Annotated in this window: 19 protein-coding genes; 7 read left to right on the forward strand and 12 right to left on the reverse strand. The window is 42.0% G+C overall.

Annotation, left to right across the window (positions count from 1 at the left end; translation table 11 throughout):
- Nucleotides 1–16: 16 nt before the first annotated feature.
- The gene (locus tag PR766_RS10340) at nucleotides 17–883 is read left to right on the forward strand and encodes a phosphoribulokinase (RefSeq protein ID WP_036966542.1); all 867 of its coding nucleotides are present in this window, start codon (nucleotides 17–19) and stop codon (nucleotides 881–883) included.
- Nucleotides 884–959: 76 nt separating this feature from the next.
- On the opposite strand, the gene PR766_RS10345 is transcribed toward PR766_RS10340, so the two are convergent.
- Nucleotides 960–1,364: an OsmC family protein gene (locus PR766_RS10345; protein ID WP_006663031.1), complete on the reverse strand. Its 405-nt coding sequence runs from the start codon at nucleotides 1,362–1,364 to the stop codon at nucleotides 960–962.
- A gap of 324 nt (nucleotides 1,365–1,688) precedes the next feature.
- Between PR766_RS10345 and crp the strand changes: the two genes are divergently transcribed.
- The 3 genes from crp (at nucleotide 1,689) to PR766_RS10360 (ending at nucleotide 4,308) form a co-directional block, all read left to right on the forward strand.
- Nucleotides 1,689–2,321: a cAMP-activated global transcriptional regulator CRP gene (crp, locus tag PR766_RS10350; RefSeq protein ID WP_154636004.1), complete on the forward strand. Its 633-nt coding sequence runs from the start codon at nucleotides 1,689–1,691 to the stop codon at nucleotides 2,319–2,321.
- Nucleotides 2,322–2,519: 198 nt separating this feature from the next.
- Entirely contained in the window at nucleotides 2,520–2,888 is a 369-nt protein-coding gene (locus PR766_RS10355; RefSeq protein ID WP_154636003.1) for a hypothetical protein, read from the forward strand.
- A gap of 178 nt (nucleotides 2,889–3,066) precedes the next feature.
- On the forward strand, nucleotides 3,067–4,308 hold the full coding sequence (locus PR766_RS10360) for a hypothetical protein (RefSeq protein WP_154630979.1): 1,242 nt from the start codon (nucleotides 3,067–3,069) through the stop codon (nucleotides 4,306–4,308).
- Between the two features lie 45 nt (nucleotides 4,309–4,353).
- On the opposite strand, the gene PR766_RS10365 is transcribed toward PR766_RS10360, so the two are convergent.
- The 3 genes from PR766_RS10365 to ppiA all read right to left on the reverse strand — a co-directional run bounded on the left by PR766_RS10365 (nucleotide 4,354) and on the right by ppiA (nucleotide 7,275).
- Nucleotides 4,354–5,571, reverse strand: coding sequence for an aspartate aminotransferase family protein (locus PR766_RS10365; protein ID WP_154636002.1), 1,218 nt, complete (start codon nucleotides 5,569–5,571; stop codon nucleotides 4,354–4,356).
- 131 nt (nucleotides 5,572–5,702) lie between these two features.
- Entirely contained in the window at nucleotides 5,703–6,278 is a 576-nt protein-coding gene (locus PR766_RS10370; RefSeq protein WP_006659554.1) for an aminodeoxychorismate synthase component II, read from the reverse strand.
- A 424-nt stretch (nucleotides 6,279–6,702) separates the two neighbouring features.
- Nucleotides 6,703–7,275 (reverse strand): peptidylprolyl isomerase A, encoded by a 573-nt coding sequence (ppiA, locus tag PR766_RS10375; protein WP_006659555.1) that lies wholly within the window; start codon nucleotides 7,273–7,275, stop codon nucleotides 6,703–6,705.
- 267 nt (nucleotides 7,276–7,542) lie between these two features.
- Here ppiA and yihA point away from each other — a divergent pair, with 267 nt between their 5' ends.
- Complete coding sequence (yihA, locus tag PR766_RS10380) at nucleotides 7,543–8,163, forward strand: ribosome biogenesis GTP-binding protein YihA/YsxC (protein ID WP_006659556.1); 621 nt, start codon at nucleotides 7,543–7,545, stop codon at nucleotides 8,161–8,163.
- A gap of 113 nt (nucleotides 8,164–8,276) precedes the next feature.
- Here the strand turns inward: yihA and PR766_RS18450 are convergent, their stop codons facing one another.
- The 5 genes from PR766_RS18450 to PR766_RS10400 all read right to left on the reverse strand — a co-directional run bounded on the left by PR766_RS18450 (nucleotide 8,277) and on the right by PR766_RS10400 (nucleotide 13,936).
- Nucleotides 8,277–8,324, reverse strand: a complete 48-nt coding sequence (locus tag PR766_RS18450) for a hypothetical protein (RefSeq protein ID WP_438361642.1) — start codon at nucleotides 8,322–8,324, stop codon at nucleotides 8,277–8,279.
- 549 nt (nucleotides 8,325–8,873) lie between these two features.
- Complete coding sequence (gene polA / locus PR766_RS10385) at nucleotides 8,874–11,678, reverse strand: DNA polymerase I (RefSeq protein WP_036966531.1); 2,805 nt, start codon at nucleotides 11,676–11,678, stop codon at nucleotides 8,874–8,876.
- A gap of 329 nt (nucleotides 11,679–12,007) precedes the next feature.
- A complete protein-coding gene (dsbA, locus tag PR766_RS10390; RefSeq protein ID WP_006663036.1) occupies nucleotides 12,008–12,631 on the reverse strand; it encodes a thiol:disulfide interchange protein DsbA in 624 nt (207 codons plus the stop codon).
- A 33-nt stretch (nucleotides 12,632–12,664) separates the two neighbouring features.
- Complete coding sequence (locus PR766_RS10395; protein ID WP_036966595.1) at nucleotides 12,665–13,660, reverse strand: serine/threonine protein kinase; 996 nt, start codon at nucleotides 13,658–13,660, stop codon at nucleotides 12,665–12,667.
- A 6-nt stretch (nucleotides 13,661–13,666) separates the two neighbouring features.
- A complete protein-coding gene (locus PR766_RS10400) occupies nucleotides 13,667–13,936 on the reverse strand; it encodes a YihD family protein (RefSeq protein ID WP_006659561.1) in 270 nt (89 codons plus the stop codon).
- Nucleotides 13,937–14,150: 214 nt separating this feature from the next.
- Between PR766_RS10400 and mobA the strand changes: the two genes are divergently transcribed.
- Together mobA and mobB are read left to right on the forward strand one after the other, a co-directional pair.
- Nucleotides 14,151–14,738, forward strand: a complete 588-nt coding sequence (mobA, locus tag PR766_RS10405) for a molybdenum cofactor guanylyltransferase MobA (protein WP_154636001.1) — start codon at nucleotides 14,151–14,153, stop codon at nucleotides 14,736–14,738.
- A 2-nt stretch (nucleotides 14,739–14,740) separates the two neighbouring features.
- Nucleotides 14,741–15,259, forward strand: coding sequence for a molybdopterin-guanine dinucleotide biosynthesis protein MobB (mobB, locus tag PR766_RS10410; protein ID WP_006659563.1), 519 nt, complete (start codon nucleotides 14,741–14,743; stop codon nucleotides 15,257–15,259).
- Nucleotides 15,260–15,294: 35 nt separating this feature from the next.
- Here mobB and PR766_RS10415 read toward each other — a convergent pair whose 3' ends face one another.
- Genes PR766_RS10415 through PR766_RS10425 form a run of 3 tightly spaced genes read right to left on the reverse strand, consistent with a single transcriptional unit; the run spans nucleotide 15,295 to nucleotide 18,075 of the window.
- Nucleotides 15,295–16,308: a LacI family DNA-binding transcriptional regulator gene (locus PR766_RS10415; RefSeq protein WP_154636000.1), complete on the reverse strand. Its 1,014-nt coding sequence runs from the start codon at nucleotides 16,306–16,308 to the stop codon at nucleotides 15,295–15,297.
- Complete coding sequence (locus tag PR766_RS10420) at nucleotides 16,305–17,045, reverse strand: ribonuclease Z (protein ID WP_154635999.1); 741 nt, start codon at nucleotides 17,043–17,045, stop codon at nucleotides 16,305–16,307. Before PR766_RS10420 ends, PR766_RS10415 begins: the two co-directional genes overlap by 4 nt.
- On the reverse strand, nucleotides 17,035–18,075 hold the full coding sequence (locus tag PR766_RS10425; RefSeq protein WP_154635998.1) for an ABC transporter ATP-binding protein: 1,041 nt from the start codon (nucleotides 18,073–18,075) through the stop codon (nucleotides 17,035–17,037). Before PR766_RS10425 ends, PR766_RS10420 begins: the two co-directional genes overlap by 11 nt.

The raw sequence follows: 18,075 nt of genomic DNA on the forward strand, positions 1-18,075 counted from the left end.
AAACAGGGAGTCCACTATGTCAAAGAAGCATCCGATTATTGCAGTGACGGGTTCGAGTGGCGCAGGAACAACCTCAACGAGCCAAGCATTTCGTAAGATATTCCATCAATTAAATATCCGCCCTGCGACCCTTGAAGGGGATAGTTTTCATCGCTATACCCGCCCTGAAATGGATATGGCTATCCGTAAAGCCCGCGAACAAGGACGCCATATTAGTTATTTCGGTCCTGAAGCCAATGATTTTTCTCTACTTGAACAAACCTTAATTGACTACGCGACAACCGGTTATGGGCAGTCTCGTAAATACCTCCATACCTACGATGAAGCTGTGCCTTATGGGTTACAACCCGGTACTTTTACGCCGTGGGAGTCACTGCCATCCAATACCGACGTGTTATTCTATGAAGGGTTACATGGTGGTATTGTCACGCCAGAACACGATGTGGCACAACATGTTGACTTGCTGGTCGGCGTTGTACCTATCGTCAACCTTGAATGGATTCAAAAGCTTATTCGTGACACCACCGAACGGGGGCATTCTCGGGAAGCCGTGATGGATTCCGTAGTCCGTTCAATGGGAGATTATATTAACTATATTACGCCACAATTCTCCCGTACCCATATTAACTTCCAGCGCGTTCCGACGGTTGATACCTCGAACCCTTTTTCGGCAAAAGCGATTCCCTCACAGGACGAAAGTTTTATTGTGATTCGTTTCAGGGGATTAGAGCAGATTGATTTTCCCTATTTATTATCCATGCTAAATGGTTCGTTTATTTCAGCAATGAATACCATTGTGGTGCCGGGAGGGAAATTAGGTCTCGCAATGGAGCTGATTATGATGCCATTAGTGGAAAAACTCATGAAACAGCGTAATGGGTAGCTCAGCATTATAATTAAATAGATTAATGATAAGATGCTTATCGATAATAAAGATAAGCATCTGAATATAAACACGATTATACGTTTTTAATTTCGAAGCTATGAGTCACATTCACCGTTTTTTCTAACATGATTGCGACGGAGCAATATTTTTCCGCCGAAAGTTGGACGGCGCGTTCAACGACTTTGTCTGTTAATTCACGACCAGTGACAATAAAATGTAAATTGATATCAGTGAAGTAGCGAGGCGCTTCTTCGCGGCGCTGTGACGTTAATTTCACCTCACAATCAAGAATATCCTGACGACCTTTTTGAATGATGGAAACAACGTCAATCGCACTACATCCACCCGCCGCCATTAAAACCATCTCCATTGGGCTGGGCGCTTTATCCCCTGCATTACCATCCATCATAATTTGGTGACCTGATGCTGACTCACCTAAAAAAGAGAGTCCTTCTACCCACTTTACGCGTGCTTCCATTTTTATTCCTCTCAAAAAATAGTGATGTTTATCGCCTCATTGTTCCATATATCTAGACAATGTTATATCAGCATTATTAGGCTGAAGCGATACAGGGAAGACATTCGACATTGGATATGATACAAACAATGCTTAGTTGATAGGATTAAGATCAAAACTCAACGTTTCAATTGATTATATTATACAATTGATATTAATTTGCATTGGCCCATAGCAGCATTAATAATAGGCATCAATGTGACTTAATATGCTAAGCTAGACACTTTAAAGTCAGCCTTTCCCTACTTTTCGAAAGGTTGCAATAACATACAGAGGATAACGCTAATGGTTCTCGGCAAGCCACAAACAGACCCTACTCTTGAATGGTTTTTGTCACACTGCCATATTCATAAGTATCCATCCAAGAGCACTCTGATCCATCAGGGTGAAAAAGCAGAAACCCTTTACTACATTGTTAAAGGTTCAGTGGCTGCTTTAATCAAAGATGAAGAAGGCAAAGAAATGATTCTCTCTTATTTAAATCAGGGAGACTTCATTGGCGAACTTGGGTTATTTGAAGAAGGACAGGAACGTACTGCATGGGTTCGCGCAAAAGTTGCTTGCGAAGTCGCTGAAATTTCCTATAAGAAATTCCGTCAGCTGATTCAAGTCAACCCAGATATCCTGATGCGTCTTTCTGCGCAAATGGCGAATCGCTTGCAAACCACTTCCGAAAAAGTAGGTAACCTTGCATTCTTAGACGTTACTGGTCGTATTGCTCAAACATTGTTAAATTTAGCAAAACAACCTGATGCGATGACTCACCCTGATGGCATGCAAATTAAAATTACCCGTCAGGAAATTGGTCAAATCGTCGGTTGTTCCCGTGAAACAGTGGGTCGTATTTTAAAAATGCTGGAAGACCAAAATTTAATCTCCGCGCATGGTAAAACAATTGTTGTCTACGGCACACGATAATTTATTTTTCCGTCTAGCTTATTAGCTGGACTCTGAATAAAAAGGGTTTGTATCAGTGATATAAACCCTTTTTTATACATGTCAGTAATATAACCTTTTCGCCTGAACAAAAAATAACCGCGTTTTTTGATATTATAGAAAACATTCTTCTATATAGAATACTGAATAGTTAGCCAATAATTATTTAGGATTTCATTCATGACACACATTAATAATCTAAGCCATGCAGAGTCTCTTCAGCATTTAGAGAAATACCAAAAACGCTGTATTAACACTTTCTTGAAAAAGCAGGCTTTTTTCGAACATTTAGATGCGGCAAATCGCTCAACAACAAAATGCCCCGCATTAGCGAAAAAGCCGCTGGAAAAAGTCAACAATTTGCCTCAAACACGTTTTGTATCTTCATTGAGTATTGGTCGTTTAGTTCCTAATAGCCAACCTACCCAGCATGTTTCTAAGCCGAAGGTAGCGGTTATGTTTGGTACTCATTCAAACAAAAACATTGATACCCATTCAATTGAATTTAATAAGAGCTTCGTATTCTTTAAGAATCTTACGAGCAAATAGCATTCCAAATTTTTGCCATATGTAGCACCTTAATGAATATGCCACACTTTTGCCTAACCGCTATTTGTTAGGCCTTTTTTATCAATTAGTTAATTATCTAAAGTCGTTTTTTTATATTGCAAGTACATATTACTGAATAAACTAGCCTCATTTTTACATTATCAAGGTGAGGTATCATATGCCCATTTCATTCCCAAAAATTCGATGTGACACCAGTTCCGCACTCAAACTCTATATCCAAAAAACCAACCAAGGTTCATTAAGTTCTGAGACTAAAATTTCATTAATTGCCAATCAAATTGCTAAAATAAAAAGTCGTCATGATTTTTTTAATTTAAAAAATCATGAAACAGAATTAAAAGACCAAAACACCACTCACGATTTTATTATGACCACAATGGATGATGCATCATGGGATGATGAGTCATTTGAATCCTGTGAACAGTTGCCTGCTTGGAAACAAGAATTTTATGATGATTTTGTATCAAATAAATTTAAAAAATGGGATAAACAAACTAAACCATTAATCCATAATCATTACGATGGCACGGTATTTGCTCAATATTTTAATGCTAAAGAAGAACAGCATGAAAATAGCCTCCCCCCCACGCAAACACCTTCTGACACAGCCACACCACAAATATCCCAGCCTCCAGCCATTGCATTATCTCGAAAATTAAAAACAGTGAAACAAGAAAAGAAACAGATCAATACAACAGTAAAACCGACGGTATTCCGTACAGATGGCACTCCGGTGAGCGCAAAACAACAATTAGCATCCAGTGACCGACTATCTAAGCATAAATCGTCGAATTTAACGCTGGTAAACTTAACAAAAAATAGTCAGAAAGAGCACGTTACCCGACATACACCAAAATCGACGATCAAACCTGTTCGTAATGTGATATCAAAAACAACACACACCAGAATGAATTCAGCCAGTGAAAAAACTCGAGCGTCAACATCATTCAATCCGATATTAGAAGAGAGAAATATTCCAAATGAATTTTCTTATAAAAAACCGGAAAGCCCGGCAATACAGGAGACAAAATCTACGCCCAAAACGATAAAAACGAAGAAAATTAATGGCAATTTGATCGGACTTTACACATCAGGAAGTACAGTCAAATCGACAACTGACATGACGAAAAATAGGAGCACTGAAAATCAGCCAATAAAGAAAAATATCTCGTCGAAAAAAACCTTCAACTCTCGATTAGAACAAGAAAAATCAATTAATCGATTACAAAATCATCGAACTCAACAACCCATAATGCCGCAGTTACAAGATGAATTTGTTATGAATATCAACAAAGAAATGGTAAGAAATGCACAACAAATAGAAGCATTGAAAACCGATATTGCCGTGAAAAAACAGAAAGCAGAAATTATCAAACAAAGAATTTCCACCCGAAAATAAGTCTAAAGCTCAAAGAGGGTGATACCTCTTTGAGCTTTGAGTTAATTATTCAGCCAATAGCTTTTCTATTGCTGCCGTCAGTTTCGCCATCCCACTGTTAATCTCTTCCTCAGAAATAATCAGTGATGGTGTGAAGCGCAACACGTTGGCTCCTGCACTGAGCATCATCAACCCTTCTGCTGCACTGGCTTGTAACACATCTTTCGAGCGATTCAGTAATTTACCTTTGAGCTCTGCACCAATTAATAAGCCCATTCCACGAATTTCAGCAAAAATTCCATATTGGTCATTTAGCTTATTTAGGTGTGCGGTAAATAACTCACGGCGTTTTGCAACACCATCAAGCACTTCATCTGTATTGATAATATCGAATGCTGCATTACCGACTGCACATGCTAGTGGGTTTCCACCGTATGTCGTACCGTGAGAACCTACTTCCATCGTTTGTGCAATATCTTCAGTGGTGATCATCGCACTGATTGGAAAGCCGCCACCGAGCGCTTTGGCAGTGGTTAAAATATCAGGTGTCACATCGTAATGCATATAAGAGAATAGCTTCCCTGTACGCCCCATACCGCTTTGTACTTCATCAAAAATAAGCAATGCATTATTTTCATCGCAAAGTTGACGTACTCCTTGCAGGAATTCTAGAGTTGCAGGTGTCACCCCTCCTTCTCCTTGAACGGGTTCCAGCACGACTGCACACGTGTTTTCATCGATGACCGCTTTGACGGCATCAAGGTCATTGAAAGGCACATGAATAATATCTGCAGGCTTTGGACCAAAACCATCTGCATATTTTGCTTGCCCACCAACTGACACCGTAAATAATGTTCTGCCATGGAAAGCTTGCTTAAATGCAATGATCTTCGTTTTATATGGGCTATATTTGGTGATGGCATATCGACGCGCTAGCTTAAACGCGGCTTCATTTGCTTCAGAACCTGAATTAACAAAAAACGCGCGGTCTGCAAACGTTGCTTTCGTTAATTTTTGAGCCAGTTTTAGCGCCTGTTCATTCGTAAAAACATTACTCACGTGCCACAGTTTTTCGCTTTGGTCACGCACGGCCGCAACTAGACTCGGATGACAATGACCTAGCGCTAAAACCGCAATCCCGCCTGCAAAATCAATATATTCTTTACCTTGCTGATCCCAAACGCGGCTCCCTTCGCCTTTAACTGGAATAAATTCAGCTGGCGAAAAAATAGGTAGCATAACCTGATCGAAAGTTTGCCGATTGACTGCTTGTTGTTCTGACATACCCCTCACCTGCTCTTTATCGAATGCTTAAGTGAAAATATAAGCATCAAATATGAATAAAAAATCAATAAAGAGCAAGAGGAAAGGGTAAAATATGCATAATTAATTTTGCTAGCCGGAAAATATAGTGACTAGTATTTGAGGAAGTTACTCAACAGCTCATGACCTTGTTCGCTGAGAATACTTTCGGGATGGAATTGAACCCCTTCTATTGGCAGGGTTTTGTGGCGGATCCCCATAATTTCATCAATATCCCCGTTATTCAATGACCAAGCAGAAACATCAAAAGAAGCAGGAAGTGTTTCAGCCGCAATCACAAGAGAATGGTAGCGGGTCACAGTTAAAGGTCGGTTAAGCCCTTTAAATACCCCCTGATGGTTATGATGGATAGACGAAGTTTTGCCGTGCATCACTTCACGCGCCTTTACAACAGATGCGCCAAATGCTTGACCAATCGCTTGATGACCTAAGCAAATACCCAAAATAGGTACTTTGCCCGCAAAATATTTTATCGCTTCCAGAGAAATCCCCGCCTCATCTGGCGTACAAGGACCGGGTGAAATGACCAAATGGGTTGGAGCCAATTGTTCAATTTCTTCAATGGTAATTTCGTCATTACGTTTCACCAGCACTTCAGCCCCTAGTTCGCAAAAGTATTGGTATAAGTTGTATGTAAATGAATCGTAATTATCAATAAGTAAAAGCATAGTAGCCTATCCGACTGATTTTTATCATTATAAGTTTTTTGTTTATGCATAATTTATAGCGGTTAGCAATCAGAGCGCCACCCAAAATCCATAAATTTACACAAAGGGCGGCTATCATAGCACAGCCAAGACAGGAAAATAGCCTATTTAAGTCAAGTAATCTATTTTCAATATAAAAATTTCCATATAAAAATCATGGAATTATATTCACAGAGATATAACAATTTCATAATTGGACAAGAAATGCTTTAAATACAATAAAGTAAAATCACAACGGTCAGATGGGTAAAATCAGAAGATACGGTTAACCCACGAAAAAATCATGCATTCGCAAGCTAGGAAATAAGAAAAAATGCAAAGAAAGGGGTTTTAAACGAAATAAAGAGGATGATTAACGAAAACCATCCTCTTCATGAGAAAGATATTAAGGCTTTTTAATCACTTCAGCAGAAATAATCGTGATTGGTTCAACAGGAACATTTTGGTATGGTCCGACATTCTCTGTTTTGACTTTCGAAATTTTATCCGCGACATCCATTCCTTTAACCACTTTGCCAAATACGGCATAGCCAAAATCACGCTGTCCGTGATCTAAGAATGCGTTATCAGCAACATTAATAAAGAATTGGCTTGTTGCACTGTCTTTATTTGCACTACGCGCCATCGCAATGGTTCCACGTAAATTACGTAACCCATTATCAGCTTCGTTAGCAATTGGTGCACGAGTTTGTTTTTGCTGCAATTCTTTATTAAAACCGCCGCCTTGGATCATAAAGCCGGGAATCACACGGTGGAAAGTGGTGCCGTTGTAATAACCTTCATTAACATATTGCAGGAAGTTTTCAGTACTAACAGGGGCTTTTTTACTATTTAGCTCTAATTCAATATTACCTGCTGACGTCACTAATTTAACGTAAGTTTCACCAGCTGCTAATGCAAGAGAAGTTGTGCTCATCGCACAGACTGCCAATAATGGCACAAAAATTCGTTTCAACATTCAAGATCCCTTTTGTTAATACCCAAAAACATATTAATGCCCAATTCTAGAGCGAAGCGGGGGTAATTGCTAAAGATTTACCTATATTTACGCCGAATAGTTAAATTTCGCTAAATATAATTAATTGTAGGACATTTAAATGAGAAAGCTTTCGCATAATGTCATTCTCAAATAGATATAGCATCAAATATCCCCCTTTTGTTGTTTGTATGCTATTCAGTCGCTATAATCCCCCAGCCTTTTGAGGCTACTCAGGGAGAACCACCAATGGCAATTAAAAACCACAACTATCACATGACAAAATTTGTCATCAGTGCCCCCGATATCCGTCATCTGCCAAAAGATACGGGCATTGAGGTGGCGTTTGCTGGCCGATCTAACGCGGGCAAATCCAGTGCATTAAATGCATTAACACAGCAAAAAAGCTTAGCGCGTACCAGTAAAACACCGGGAAGAACTCAGCTTATCAACCTATTTGAAGTTGAAGAGGGCATTCGCCTAGTTGACCTCCCGGGCTACGGTTATGCCGAAGTGCCTGAAGACATGAAGCGCAAATGGCAGCAAGCTCTCGGTGAATATTTACAAAAAAGAGAATGTATCAAAGGGTTAGTAATTTTGATGGATATCCGTCATCCACTGAAAGACCTTGATATGCAAATGATCGAATGGTCAGTTGCGATGAACATTCCCGTCCTCGTTCTACTCACCAAAGCTGACAAACTGGCTTCTGGCGCGAGAAAGAAACAATTAATGGAAGTTCGCCAAGCATTAGCACCTCTTGAAGCTGAAGGCGATATTGAAGTGGAATATTTCTCGGCACTGAAAAAGATAGGTATTGATAAGTTACGTATCAAACTCGATAGCTGGTACAGTACTTCCGCAGAATAATCTTTTCGTTCCTTGTACGCCAATCGCGGCGTACAACGGTCTATGCCGTTAGCGCATCAGAATTTATGCAAAAAAAATGCTCCAGTCAAAAACTTGACTGGAGCAGCTAATATTCAGCTAAATCCGATTACGTGAAGTAAAAGGTCTGAAAGATAGAACATCTTACCTCTGTACCCTACGCCTGATAATGTACTTTATTTTTCGCTCGAAAAAAAGGCTTTTTGTAGTTTTTTTTCAAAGCTTACTACGATTCAGCCCCGAGAATCGTCTAAAAACTCGCATAAAACGTATTTTTACTACATATTTATGAGATCTAAGTCGCATAATTATCCCTTACGTCATTTCACTGATAGTTTTAAAATTCAGTGTTTTACCGACGAATTAACTGCAATTTAAAGAGAATAAAATGGCGGAAAGATTAACGCATGTTCCACTGATAAAAAAACACCCCAAACATTGTCTCCAACCTTTGGGGTGCCTTACATTATCTTTTGCTTTTAAAACCCAGACTAACCAATATTCTGAATAGCCCACCGTTTTATTAAACGTTTTTCTATTTTTATTTCTTTCCCAATCAATACTCTAAATAGTTCGCGGCTGTAGGTAGGCGGCAAACGAGGATATCCCTAGGAGCATACACAAGTATGTGACTAGGGTGGCCGAGTGCAACCTACCCCCCTACAGCCCGAAATATGATGAGTAAACGAGTATTAGTGGGCTTCGTCCCAGTTTGAACCCACACCCACCTCTACTTTGAGGGGAACATCCAACGTCATACTCTGTTCCATCAACTCCTGCACTTTTGCTTGTACTTTTTCTAGCTCGGATTCTTTGACTTCAAAAACCAATTCATCGTGTACTTGCATTAGCATGTCCGCACTTGGTTTTTCTGTTTCAAGCCAATTATCCACGGCTATCATCGCCTTTTTGATAATATCGGCTGCGGTACCTTGCATTGGTGCATTGATTGCTTCTCGCTCTGCCGCTTTACGACGCATACCGTTGCTCGACTTGATGTCTGCGAGATACAATCTACGCCCTTCTAATGTCTCGACATAGCCGCGTTCTGACGCTTGCAAACGCGTATTTTCCATATAACGCAATACGCCCGGGTAACGCTCAAAATAGAGATCCATATAACGCTGTGCTTCTCCACGAGGGATCCCTAACTGACGCGCCAGTCCAAATGCGCTCATACCATAAATCAAGCCAAAGTTAATCGCTTTTGCACTACGACGTTGGTCGCTGGTCACTTCCTCTAATGGAACACCGAAGACCTCCGCAGCTGTTGCTCTATGAATATCTTTCCCTTGCGCAAAAGCGGTCAGTAAGCCTTTATCTTGGGAAAGATGCGCCATGATACGCAATTCAATTTGTGAATAGTCCGCAGCCATGACCTTATAACCATCACGAGCCACAAACGCTTGGCGGATACGACGACCTTCTTCGGTACGCACTGGAATGTTTTGTAAGTTCGGGTCACGTGAAGATAAACGTCCCGTCGCAGTCACAGCTTGATGATAGGACGTATGCACACGCTGCGTTCTTGGGTTAATCATTAGTGGTAGTTTATCGGTATAAGTCGATTTGAGTTTCGCTAAGCTACGGTGTTCTAACAATAATTTTGGTAGTGCATGGTTTAAGGCTAGCTCTTCGAGCACTTCTTCATTGGTTGAAGCTGCGCCACTTGGCGTTTTCTTAATAACAGGCAATTGCAGCTTTTCGAACAAAATCGTCTGTAGCTGTTTTGGCGATGCCAAATTAAACTCTTCACCTGCCAAGTCGAATGCTTGTTTTTCCAATTCAGCTAAACGCGCCGTAATGACTTGAGATTGAGCCGTCAATACAGCGGCATCAATCAGAACACCTTTACGCTCCATCCGCACCAGCACAGGGACGAGTGGCATCTCAATATTCTGGAAAACATGGGCTAATTTTGGTTCAGACTCCAGTTGAGGATATAACGCTTGATGTAATAGCAACGTCACATCAGCATCTTCGGCAGCATAATTCGCCGCTTGCTCTAATGGAATTTGATTAAAGGTTAATTGCTTTTTACCTTTACCCGCAATCTCTTCAAAACTCACGGTTTTGTGGTTGAGATGACGATCGGCGAGGCTGTCCATATCATGGCGTCCCATACCCGCCACACTGTTCAACACATACGATTCCAGCATCGTATCAAACGCGATGCCTTTTAGTTCAATATCGTAATTTAGCAGGACTTCGGCATCATATTTTAAATTTTGACCGATTTTGCCAATCTTCTCATTCTCCAAGATAGGCTTCATAACTGCGATCACCTCGTCCAACGATAGCTGGGCAGGGGCATCAAGATAATCGTGCCCGACAGGTAAATACGCCGCGCGACCTGCTTCGATAGCAAAAGACATTCCCACTAAGCGAGCTTCTTGAGTATCTAAGCTGTCGGTTTCAGTATCAAAGGCAAACAGCGTCGATTCGCTCAGTTTTTTTACCCAACGGTCTAACTGTGCTTTGTCTAAAATCGTTTCATAATTTTCAGCACTCAGCGTCGGTACTGCTGGCTTAGCTTTTGCTGCTGGCTGGCTTTCTGGAGCACGATAACTTTCAGCGACTTTTGCAGATTTTGCACCTTTGCCGTCCATCCAAGTCCCATTTTCAACATCTGCTAGCCAACGTTTGAATTCATAACGGCTAAATAATGCATGCAGTTTATCCGCATCGAGCTCCGCAACTTTTAACTCTTCGCAAGGCTTATCAAGTTCAACATCGGTTTTGATAGTGGCTAACTGGTAGGATAAAAACGCTAATTCGCGGTTATCTTCCATTTTAGGCGCAAGGGTTTTAGAACCACGGAAACCTAATGGAGCAATAGCCTCTAAATTTTTATAGATATCTTCTAAGCTACCAATACCTTGTAACAACGCGAGTGCGGTTTTTTCGCCAACGCCTGGGACACCCGGAATATTATCCGATGAATCACCCATTAGCGCGAGGAAGTCGATAATTAAACTTGGTGGAACGCCGTATTTTGCTTCCACTTCTTCAGGTCCTAAAATGGTGTTGGTCATAGTATTAATTAGCGTGATATTTGGCTCGACTAATTGCGCCATATCTTTATCACCTGTACTGATTAACACCGGCATACCCTTGCTGCTCGCTTCACGCGCTAACGTACCAATCACGTCATCTGCTTCCACTCCGGGGATCACCAACAGAGGAAGTCCCATCGCAGCAACCATTTCATGTAATGGCTCAATTTGCGCGCGTAAATCATCTGGCATTGGCGGACGATGGGATTTGTAGCTTTCAAACAATTCATCACGGAACGTTTTTCCCTTGGCATCAAAGACAACAGCCACATGACTTGGGGTGTATTGCATGATTAGGCTACGTAGCATATTCAACACGCCATACATCGCTCCGGTTGGTTCACCAGCGCTGTTGGTCAATGGAGGGAATGCATGATAAGCACGGTACAGGTAGGAAGAGCCATCTACCAAAATAAGGGGATTTTCAGCAATCTGAGCCATAATCTGTCATCATCTTGTTTATCGGGAATGAATGGGGAATAGGATGCCACATTGTGGCTTCAGATACACCTTGAGATTCAAATTCCCACACAGTTATCGTTTTTTATGCTGGCGAATATCCTGTGGATAACTTTGTGAGTAAAATTTGGTTATCTAACGGATTCAATAAGTAAGAGAATTGCAACAAGAAAACAAGAAAATAAAATCAATGAGTTAGCGACTAGAGGTTTGATGTATCACAAATCAGGGGCGATGGTCGAATTGTGGATATTGATAACGGACAATCCGTAAATAAAAAGATAGCGGCAAGTTACCGCTATCTTCTTGGATTATTTTTTATTGACTAAGAAGTTCACAACTTTTGAGTACTCTTTAGCATAGTCATCTGCGTTATCCACAGAAATACCATTATTACGGATTTGGTACTTACCATCGACGAATAACGCTGGCACGCCGCGCAGTTTTAAATCTTGCGCTGCATTTTGCTGTTTCGCGACTAACGATTTCACAACAAAGCTATTCAGTGCTGCATCATATTCTTCACCAGTCACACCCGCTTTAATAAACGCATTACGGATATCTGCTGGGGTATTGATAGTTTGCGTTTTTTGAACGCCTTCAAACAGAATTGGGGTCACTTTATCTTCGACTTTCAGCACCATCGCGACTGCCCATGCTTGAGTCAGCTGAGCACCTAAAGGACCTAAGAAATCAACATGATAACGAGCTTTAGTCACGCCTTCTGGCAGGTTTTTCTCAACGGTCTGTGGTACTTTATATATGCTTTCAAACTGATAACAGTGTGGACAATAAAATGAGAAAAACTCTAGTACTTGCGGTAAATCCTGTACCGGAGGTTTAACATCAGAGTACTCTTTACCTTCTGAATAATTTGCTGCTGCGGCACCAAAAGACATGGCAATACCAATCAAAGCCAACATGATTTTTTTCATAGAAAACATTCTCCAAAAACACAGTCTTAAATATTAAAATTGCGGGTTCAATTGCAAAGGAACTTCCAACAATCGTTCGGTTTGCTGTGCAAACTCAATTGATTGTTTTTGCCAAAAATCAGCAGATTGGATCCATGGGAATGCTTTCGGAAAAGCAGGATCTTGCCAGCGACGAAGGATCCATCCTAAGTAATGTACCATTCGCATCGCACGTAGCGGTTCAATCAGCTTTAACTCACGTACATCAAAATCGCAAAACTCGTTATACGCTTCTAATAACGTATCCAGTTGAATAATTTGCTCTTGGCGTGAGCCATTGAGCAACATCCATAAATCTTGTACCGCAGGACCATTGCGAGCATCATCAAAATCCACCAGCCAAGCTTCATCCCGCCACAAAATATTACCGGGATGACAATCTCCTTGTAGGCGGATAAATGATTGCTGAGCAGGCCACAGCATTTTAACTTGAGCAATCAACTTATCTAACGAATCAATTAATGGTGTTTTATCACGCTCTCTAATTAATGAACTCGTAGCAATAATATTTCTAGGCTGATCGAGATATTCATCCACACCGATAGTCGGACGAAATGCAAAATTTCGTTGTTTGCCTATCTGATGGACACGACCTAATAAATGCCCTACCCCTTCAAGTTGAAATAAGTTATCTGTTTCATATTGGCGCCCTCCGATGCTCGGAAAGACTGCAAACATAAATCCACCAAACTCTAAAACAGTCTGCCCTGCAAATTCTAACGGTGCTGCGACTGATAGACCTTCATCTTGCAGCTCAAGGGTAAAATCATGCTCTTCTTGAATTTGAGATCGGTTCCAACGCTCAGGTCGATAAAACTTCACCACATAGCGCTGGCGATTTTCATCCTGAAATTGGTAAACACGATTCTCGTAGCTATTTAGCTCAGTGAGCCCTGATTCGGGATAAATACCCGCTTCCATCAACGCATCAAGGATCACATCAGGGGAGATTCCACTAAAGTTAAAGCTCGAATGTTCTGTTAAATCCATATCCATTTAGTCTTTTATGATGCCACGCGCGCGCAAAATCGCCGTTTTAAAATCATCCTCGTAATCTTTTTGAATACCAGGGATAACCGCATTACTATCAGTACCACGCATTTTCAGATGATAAATTAATACGTCGTCAGTCAGTTCAGATAAACTGCCTTTAAAACCCGCTTCATCAGCCAGTTTTTGCAATAGTTGCACGAGATTTAAATCTGAGTTGTCCTTCCATACTGGATGCAGAAGTTCAATGACTTCATTTAAACGATGGCATTTCATGTTTATTCCTTATCACGAATATTCGATACAAGTTACCAATAATCCTACAATAGAAAAAGGGAACAGTTGTCAATCTAAGTAAAGTTTAACCGTTTCTTGTATTAATATTCATTGATTTTATAGGAAAATAGAATAGATTTTAGCTGTAACTATACTCAAAAAATTATTTAAGTTCGTTGAAACATTTTCGCTAAGATTTTCAGAGATATTGAACATGTCATTTCGTCAGTCAATTACAGGCGTTATCCTCGCAGGCGGCAAAGGCACTCGCATGGGAGGGCAAGATAAAGGGCTCATACCTTTATTGGGTAAGCCGTTGTACCGCTATATTATTGAACGCTTACAGCCACAAGTTGGTCGGTTACTGATCAACGCAAATCGCCATCACGCCGAATATGCTCAAAGCCAGCTGCCTGTCTTTAGCGATTTGACGACCGATTTTTCAGGTCCGTTAGCTGGTATGCAAGCCGCACTGCATCAAGCCACGACAGATTGGCTGCTATTTGTCCCTTGCGATGTTCCTGAATTTCCAACTGACTTAGCTGAGAAAATGTTTCATGAAAAAGGTGAGCATCTTGCCTGCTACGCCTGTGATAATGAGCGAGAACACCCCACATTTACTCTGATTCATCGGTCTCTACAAAAAACCTTGGATGATTACCTCGCAAGAGGGGATCGCAAATTGATGCTATTTATGCGTGAAATCGATGCAAAAAGCGTCATGTTTACCTCTGAAACCGGCATATTTGCTAATTTAAATACGCCGGAAGATAGCCGTAACTGGGAGTTGCAACAAAAATAATCATGAGCCAGAACACGTTACCTTTACTCGGGATCACCGCCTACAGTGGAACCGGAAAAACCACCCTACTCAAAAAAGTTATCCCGCTACTGAGACAACGCCATGTCCGTGTCGGCTTAATCAAGCACACGCATCACGATATGGAGATTGATACACCGGGCAAAGACAGTTATGAATTACGCAAAGCAGGTGCAGATCAAACGTTAGTCGCCAGTAATCAACGCTGGGCATTAATGACCGAAACCCCTGAATGCAATGATATGAACCTGAATTACCTTGCCAGCCGTTTTGATCCTACCTCATTAGATCTGATCTTAGTTGAGGGCTTTAAAGGTGAGCCTATCGATAAGATCGCACTGTTCCGATCCGATGTTGGTAAACCCTTAAATGGCTTAATTGATGAGTATGTTGTGGCAGTCGCCAGCGACGAAATCATCGATACCAATGTCCCACAGTTGGATATCAATAATCCAGACCAAGTAGCTGATTACATTGTCTCTTGGTGGCAAAAAAGCCAGTAACCTAAATACACAAAACGCCTCATTGTAGGCGTTTTTTATGCACTTTTTCGCACGATGAGTTCCGGTTCCAGCTGAATCAGTTTTGGTTGATAGCAGGACTGAGTCCAAATCCCTTCCAGTAAAATCATGACTTGCTGAGCAATGCTATTCACTGGCTGCGCCAACGTTGTAAGTTGATACCCTTCCCATCCCGCCATTGGAATATTATCGCACCCAATTATCCGTAATTGTTGTGGGATCTCGATATTTAACCTTTGGCGGCAATAATCCATCACGCCTAGTGCCAAAGAGTCCGCAGCACAGAAGAGTCCCTCTAAGGATGTCATCTGCGGTTGATGCAATAATGCTGCCTCAAATCCAGCTTGGTAGCGGTAGCTTCCTGCTGATAAGCAGATCGGTTCTGGCTGACCTAATGCCATTAAATAACGCTTAAATCCTTGATAACGTTCATTTGATGCTTGACCATCCCCTCTTCCTGCCATAAATCCTAGCTTGCTTAATCCTAAACTTAATAGGTATTTTGCCGCCATTTCCCCCGCTAATTGATTATTCGTTTGCACTGACGGAATCAACCCTGTGGCATCAGCACGACCCAAGGTAATGAGTGGTAACGAGAGCTTTAGGCACAGATGAAAATGTTCCGCAGGAAGTGACCCTACCACCGCTACCACCCCATCAATTTGGTAGCCCGATAGTTGTAGAATCGCACCATCAAGATCGCTCGCCTGTTTCACACTCAGCAGCATTGGCTGTTTCCCATGCCCCTGTAAGGCACTAGATAACGCTTCAAACAAATAAGACTCATAGGGGTTCGATAAATCACTGACCAGAATAGCCACAATATTCGAACGTTTTTTCTGAGAGGGCATACCGAGCGTACGAGCAAAAAAATTGGGTTGATACCCCAACTTTTTCGCCGCTTCTAGGATTTTTTGCTGTTTTTTCGGGTGGATACTCGCGCCCTCCGTAAATGCCCGAGATACCGACGAACGGGAAACGCCTGCCACCTCAGCCACATCCGATGCCGTCACTTTTCGGTTGTGCATCATGATAAGCATTCCCCCTGCTGAGCCAACTGAAGAAACGGATATTCGACAATATGTTCACTCAAGCTATCTCGGGAACGCTGCTCAATATGATAAAGCCGCCATTGGCTATTCGATTTTGGAGATAACTTTTGTAATCGCTGGTGTAGAGACGCCCAAGAGCCATGACTCGGATGAATATCGAGGGTTTCACACTCCAAAAATACCCAATCACTTTGTAACGCCAGTTGTTCCCCTTGGGGCGAAATCTCACCATCCCCTGAGTAAAACAGGCTGCGCCCCGAATTCGCCGTCAGGTGCAAGCTACGATTACTCACCGAATGCTGCGTTAACGCCGTTGTCACTTTCCAGTCGCCAATATACTGTATGTCTTCACTATTTTGCCGAATAATGTCAAATCCTAATTGAGATTTAGGCCAGTGGGCAAACGCCAAAAGTGGCGTTAATAATGCCCATTGTTCCCGCTGAGCAATAATCGTAAGTGGGTGCTTACGCTGGTATGAATCCATCCAATTCAGCAAAGACGTTAATCCCAAACAGTGATCAGGATGGGTATGCGTTAGATAAATTGCGTCCAAGTCCTCCACATGCATTTTTCCAAACAGCGCTTGAGGAACTGACGGACCACAATCTACTAACAATTGGTAACCGAATTCTTCCACCAAGATACTGGCGTTTGTCCGCTCACTGTCATAAGCATCCCCCGTTCCTACGACGGTAATTTGAAAACTAGGCTGCATGGTTCGTCCTTATTTGTTGGGGCTCAATCCGTTGTTCCTGCGCATCAAAAAAATGTAACGCCGAACGCCCAACGTTAATCGGCAGCGCATCACCCGCAACACAAGCCTGATCACTTTCCACCACAAAGTGTTGACCTTGTAATGAACCATAATAGAGACGTGAATGCCCAAGAGGCTCCACGACAGAAATTGGCATGAGTGCATCGGGGTGTTGATTGTCTACCACGACTTGATTAGGACGAACCCCCACATATGCCGCCTCAATCGGTAATCGCCTATCTATCGAATTAAATACTTGTGGTGTCATAAAGTTCATCACCGGAGAGCCAATAAATGACGCTACAAACTTATTCGCAGGTTGGTTATATAGCGCTTCTGGCGTACCTACTTGCTCAATGCGCCCTTGATTTAAGACGACGATGCGGTCGGCTAAGGTCATAGCCTCAACTTGGTCATGTGTCACATAAATCATGGTGGCCTTTAGGTTTTGATGAAGCTGTTTCAAGTAAATACGCATCTCGCCGCGTAACTTAGCATCGAGATTCGACAACGGTTCATCAAATAAAAAGAGTTCGGGGTCACGCACAATTGCACGACCAATGGCGACACGCTGGCGTTGCCCGCCAGAAAGCGCTGATGGTAAGCGACCAAGTAAATGCGTCAGCTGTAAGTTTTCGGCGGTAGCGCGAACTTTCTGAGTAATATCCCGAGCGCTCATACCCGCCATTTTGAGCGGGAATCCCATATTTTTCTCGACACTCATATGGGGGTATAACGCATAAGACTGGAACACCATTGCCACATGCCTCAGCGAGGGATGCACATCATTCAAGCGCTGACCATTCAGTCGCAGCTCTCCTGCTGTTATCGATTCCAGCCCTGCAATCATGCGCAGCAATGTGGACTTTCCACAGCCAGAAGGTCCCACAAACACCACAAATTCACCCTCATCGATCGTTAAATCGACTTGTGGGATTACGCAGTGTCCCCCGTAACTTTTACCAATTTGAATGAGTTCAAGTTTTTTCAT

Origin of the sequence: Providencia sp. PROV208 (genome assembly GCF_028479465.1) — a bacterium.
Lineage (GTDB): Bacteria > Pseudomonadota > Gammaproteobacteria > Enterobacterales > Enterobacteriaceae > Providencia > Providencia alcalifaciens.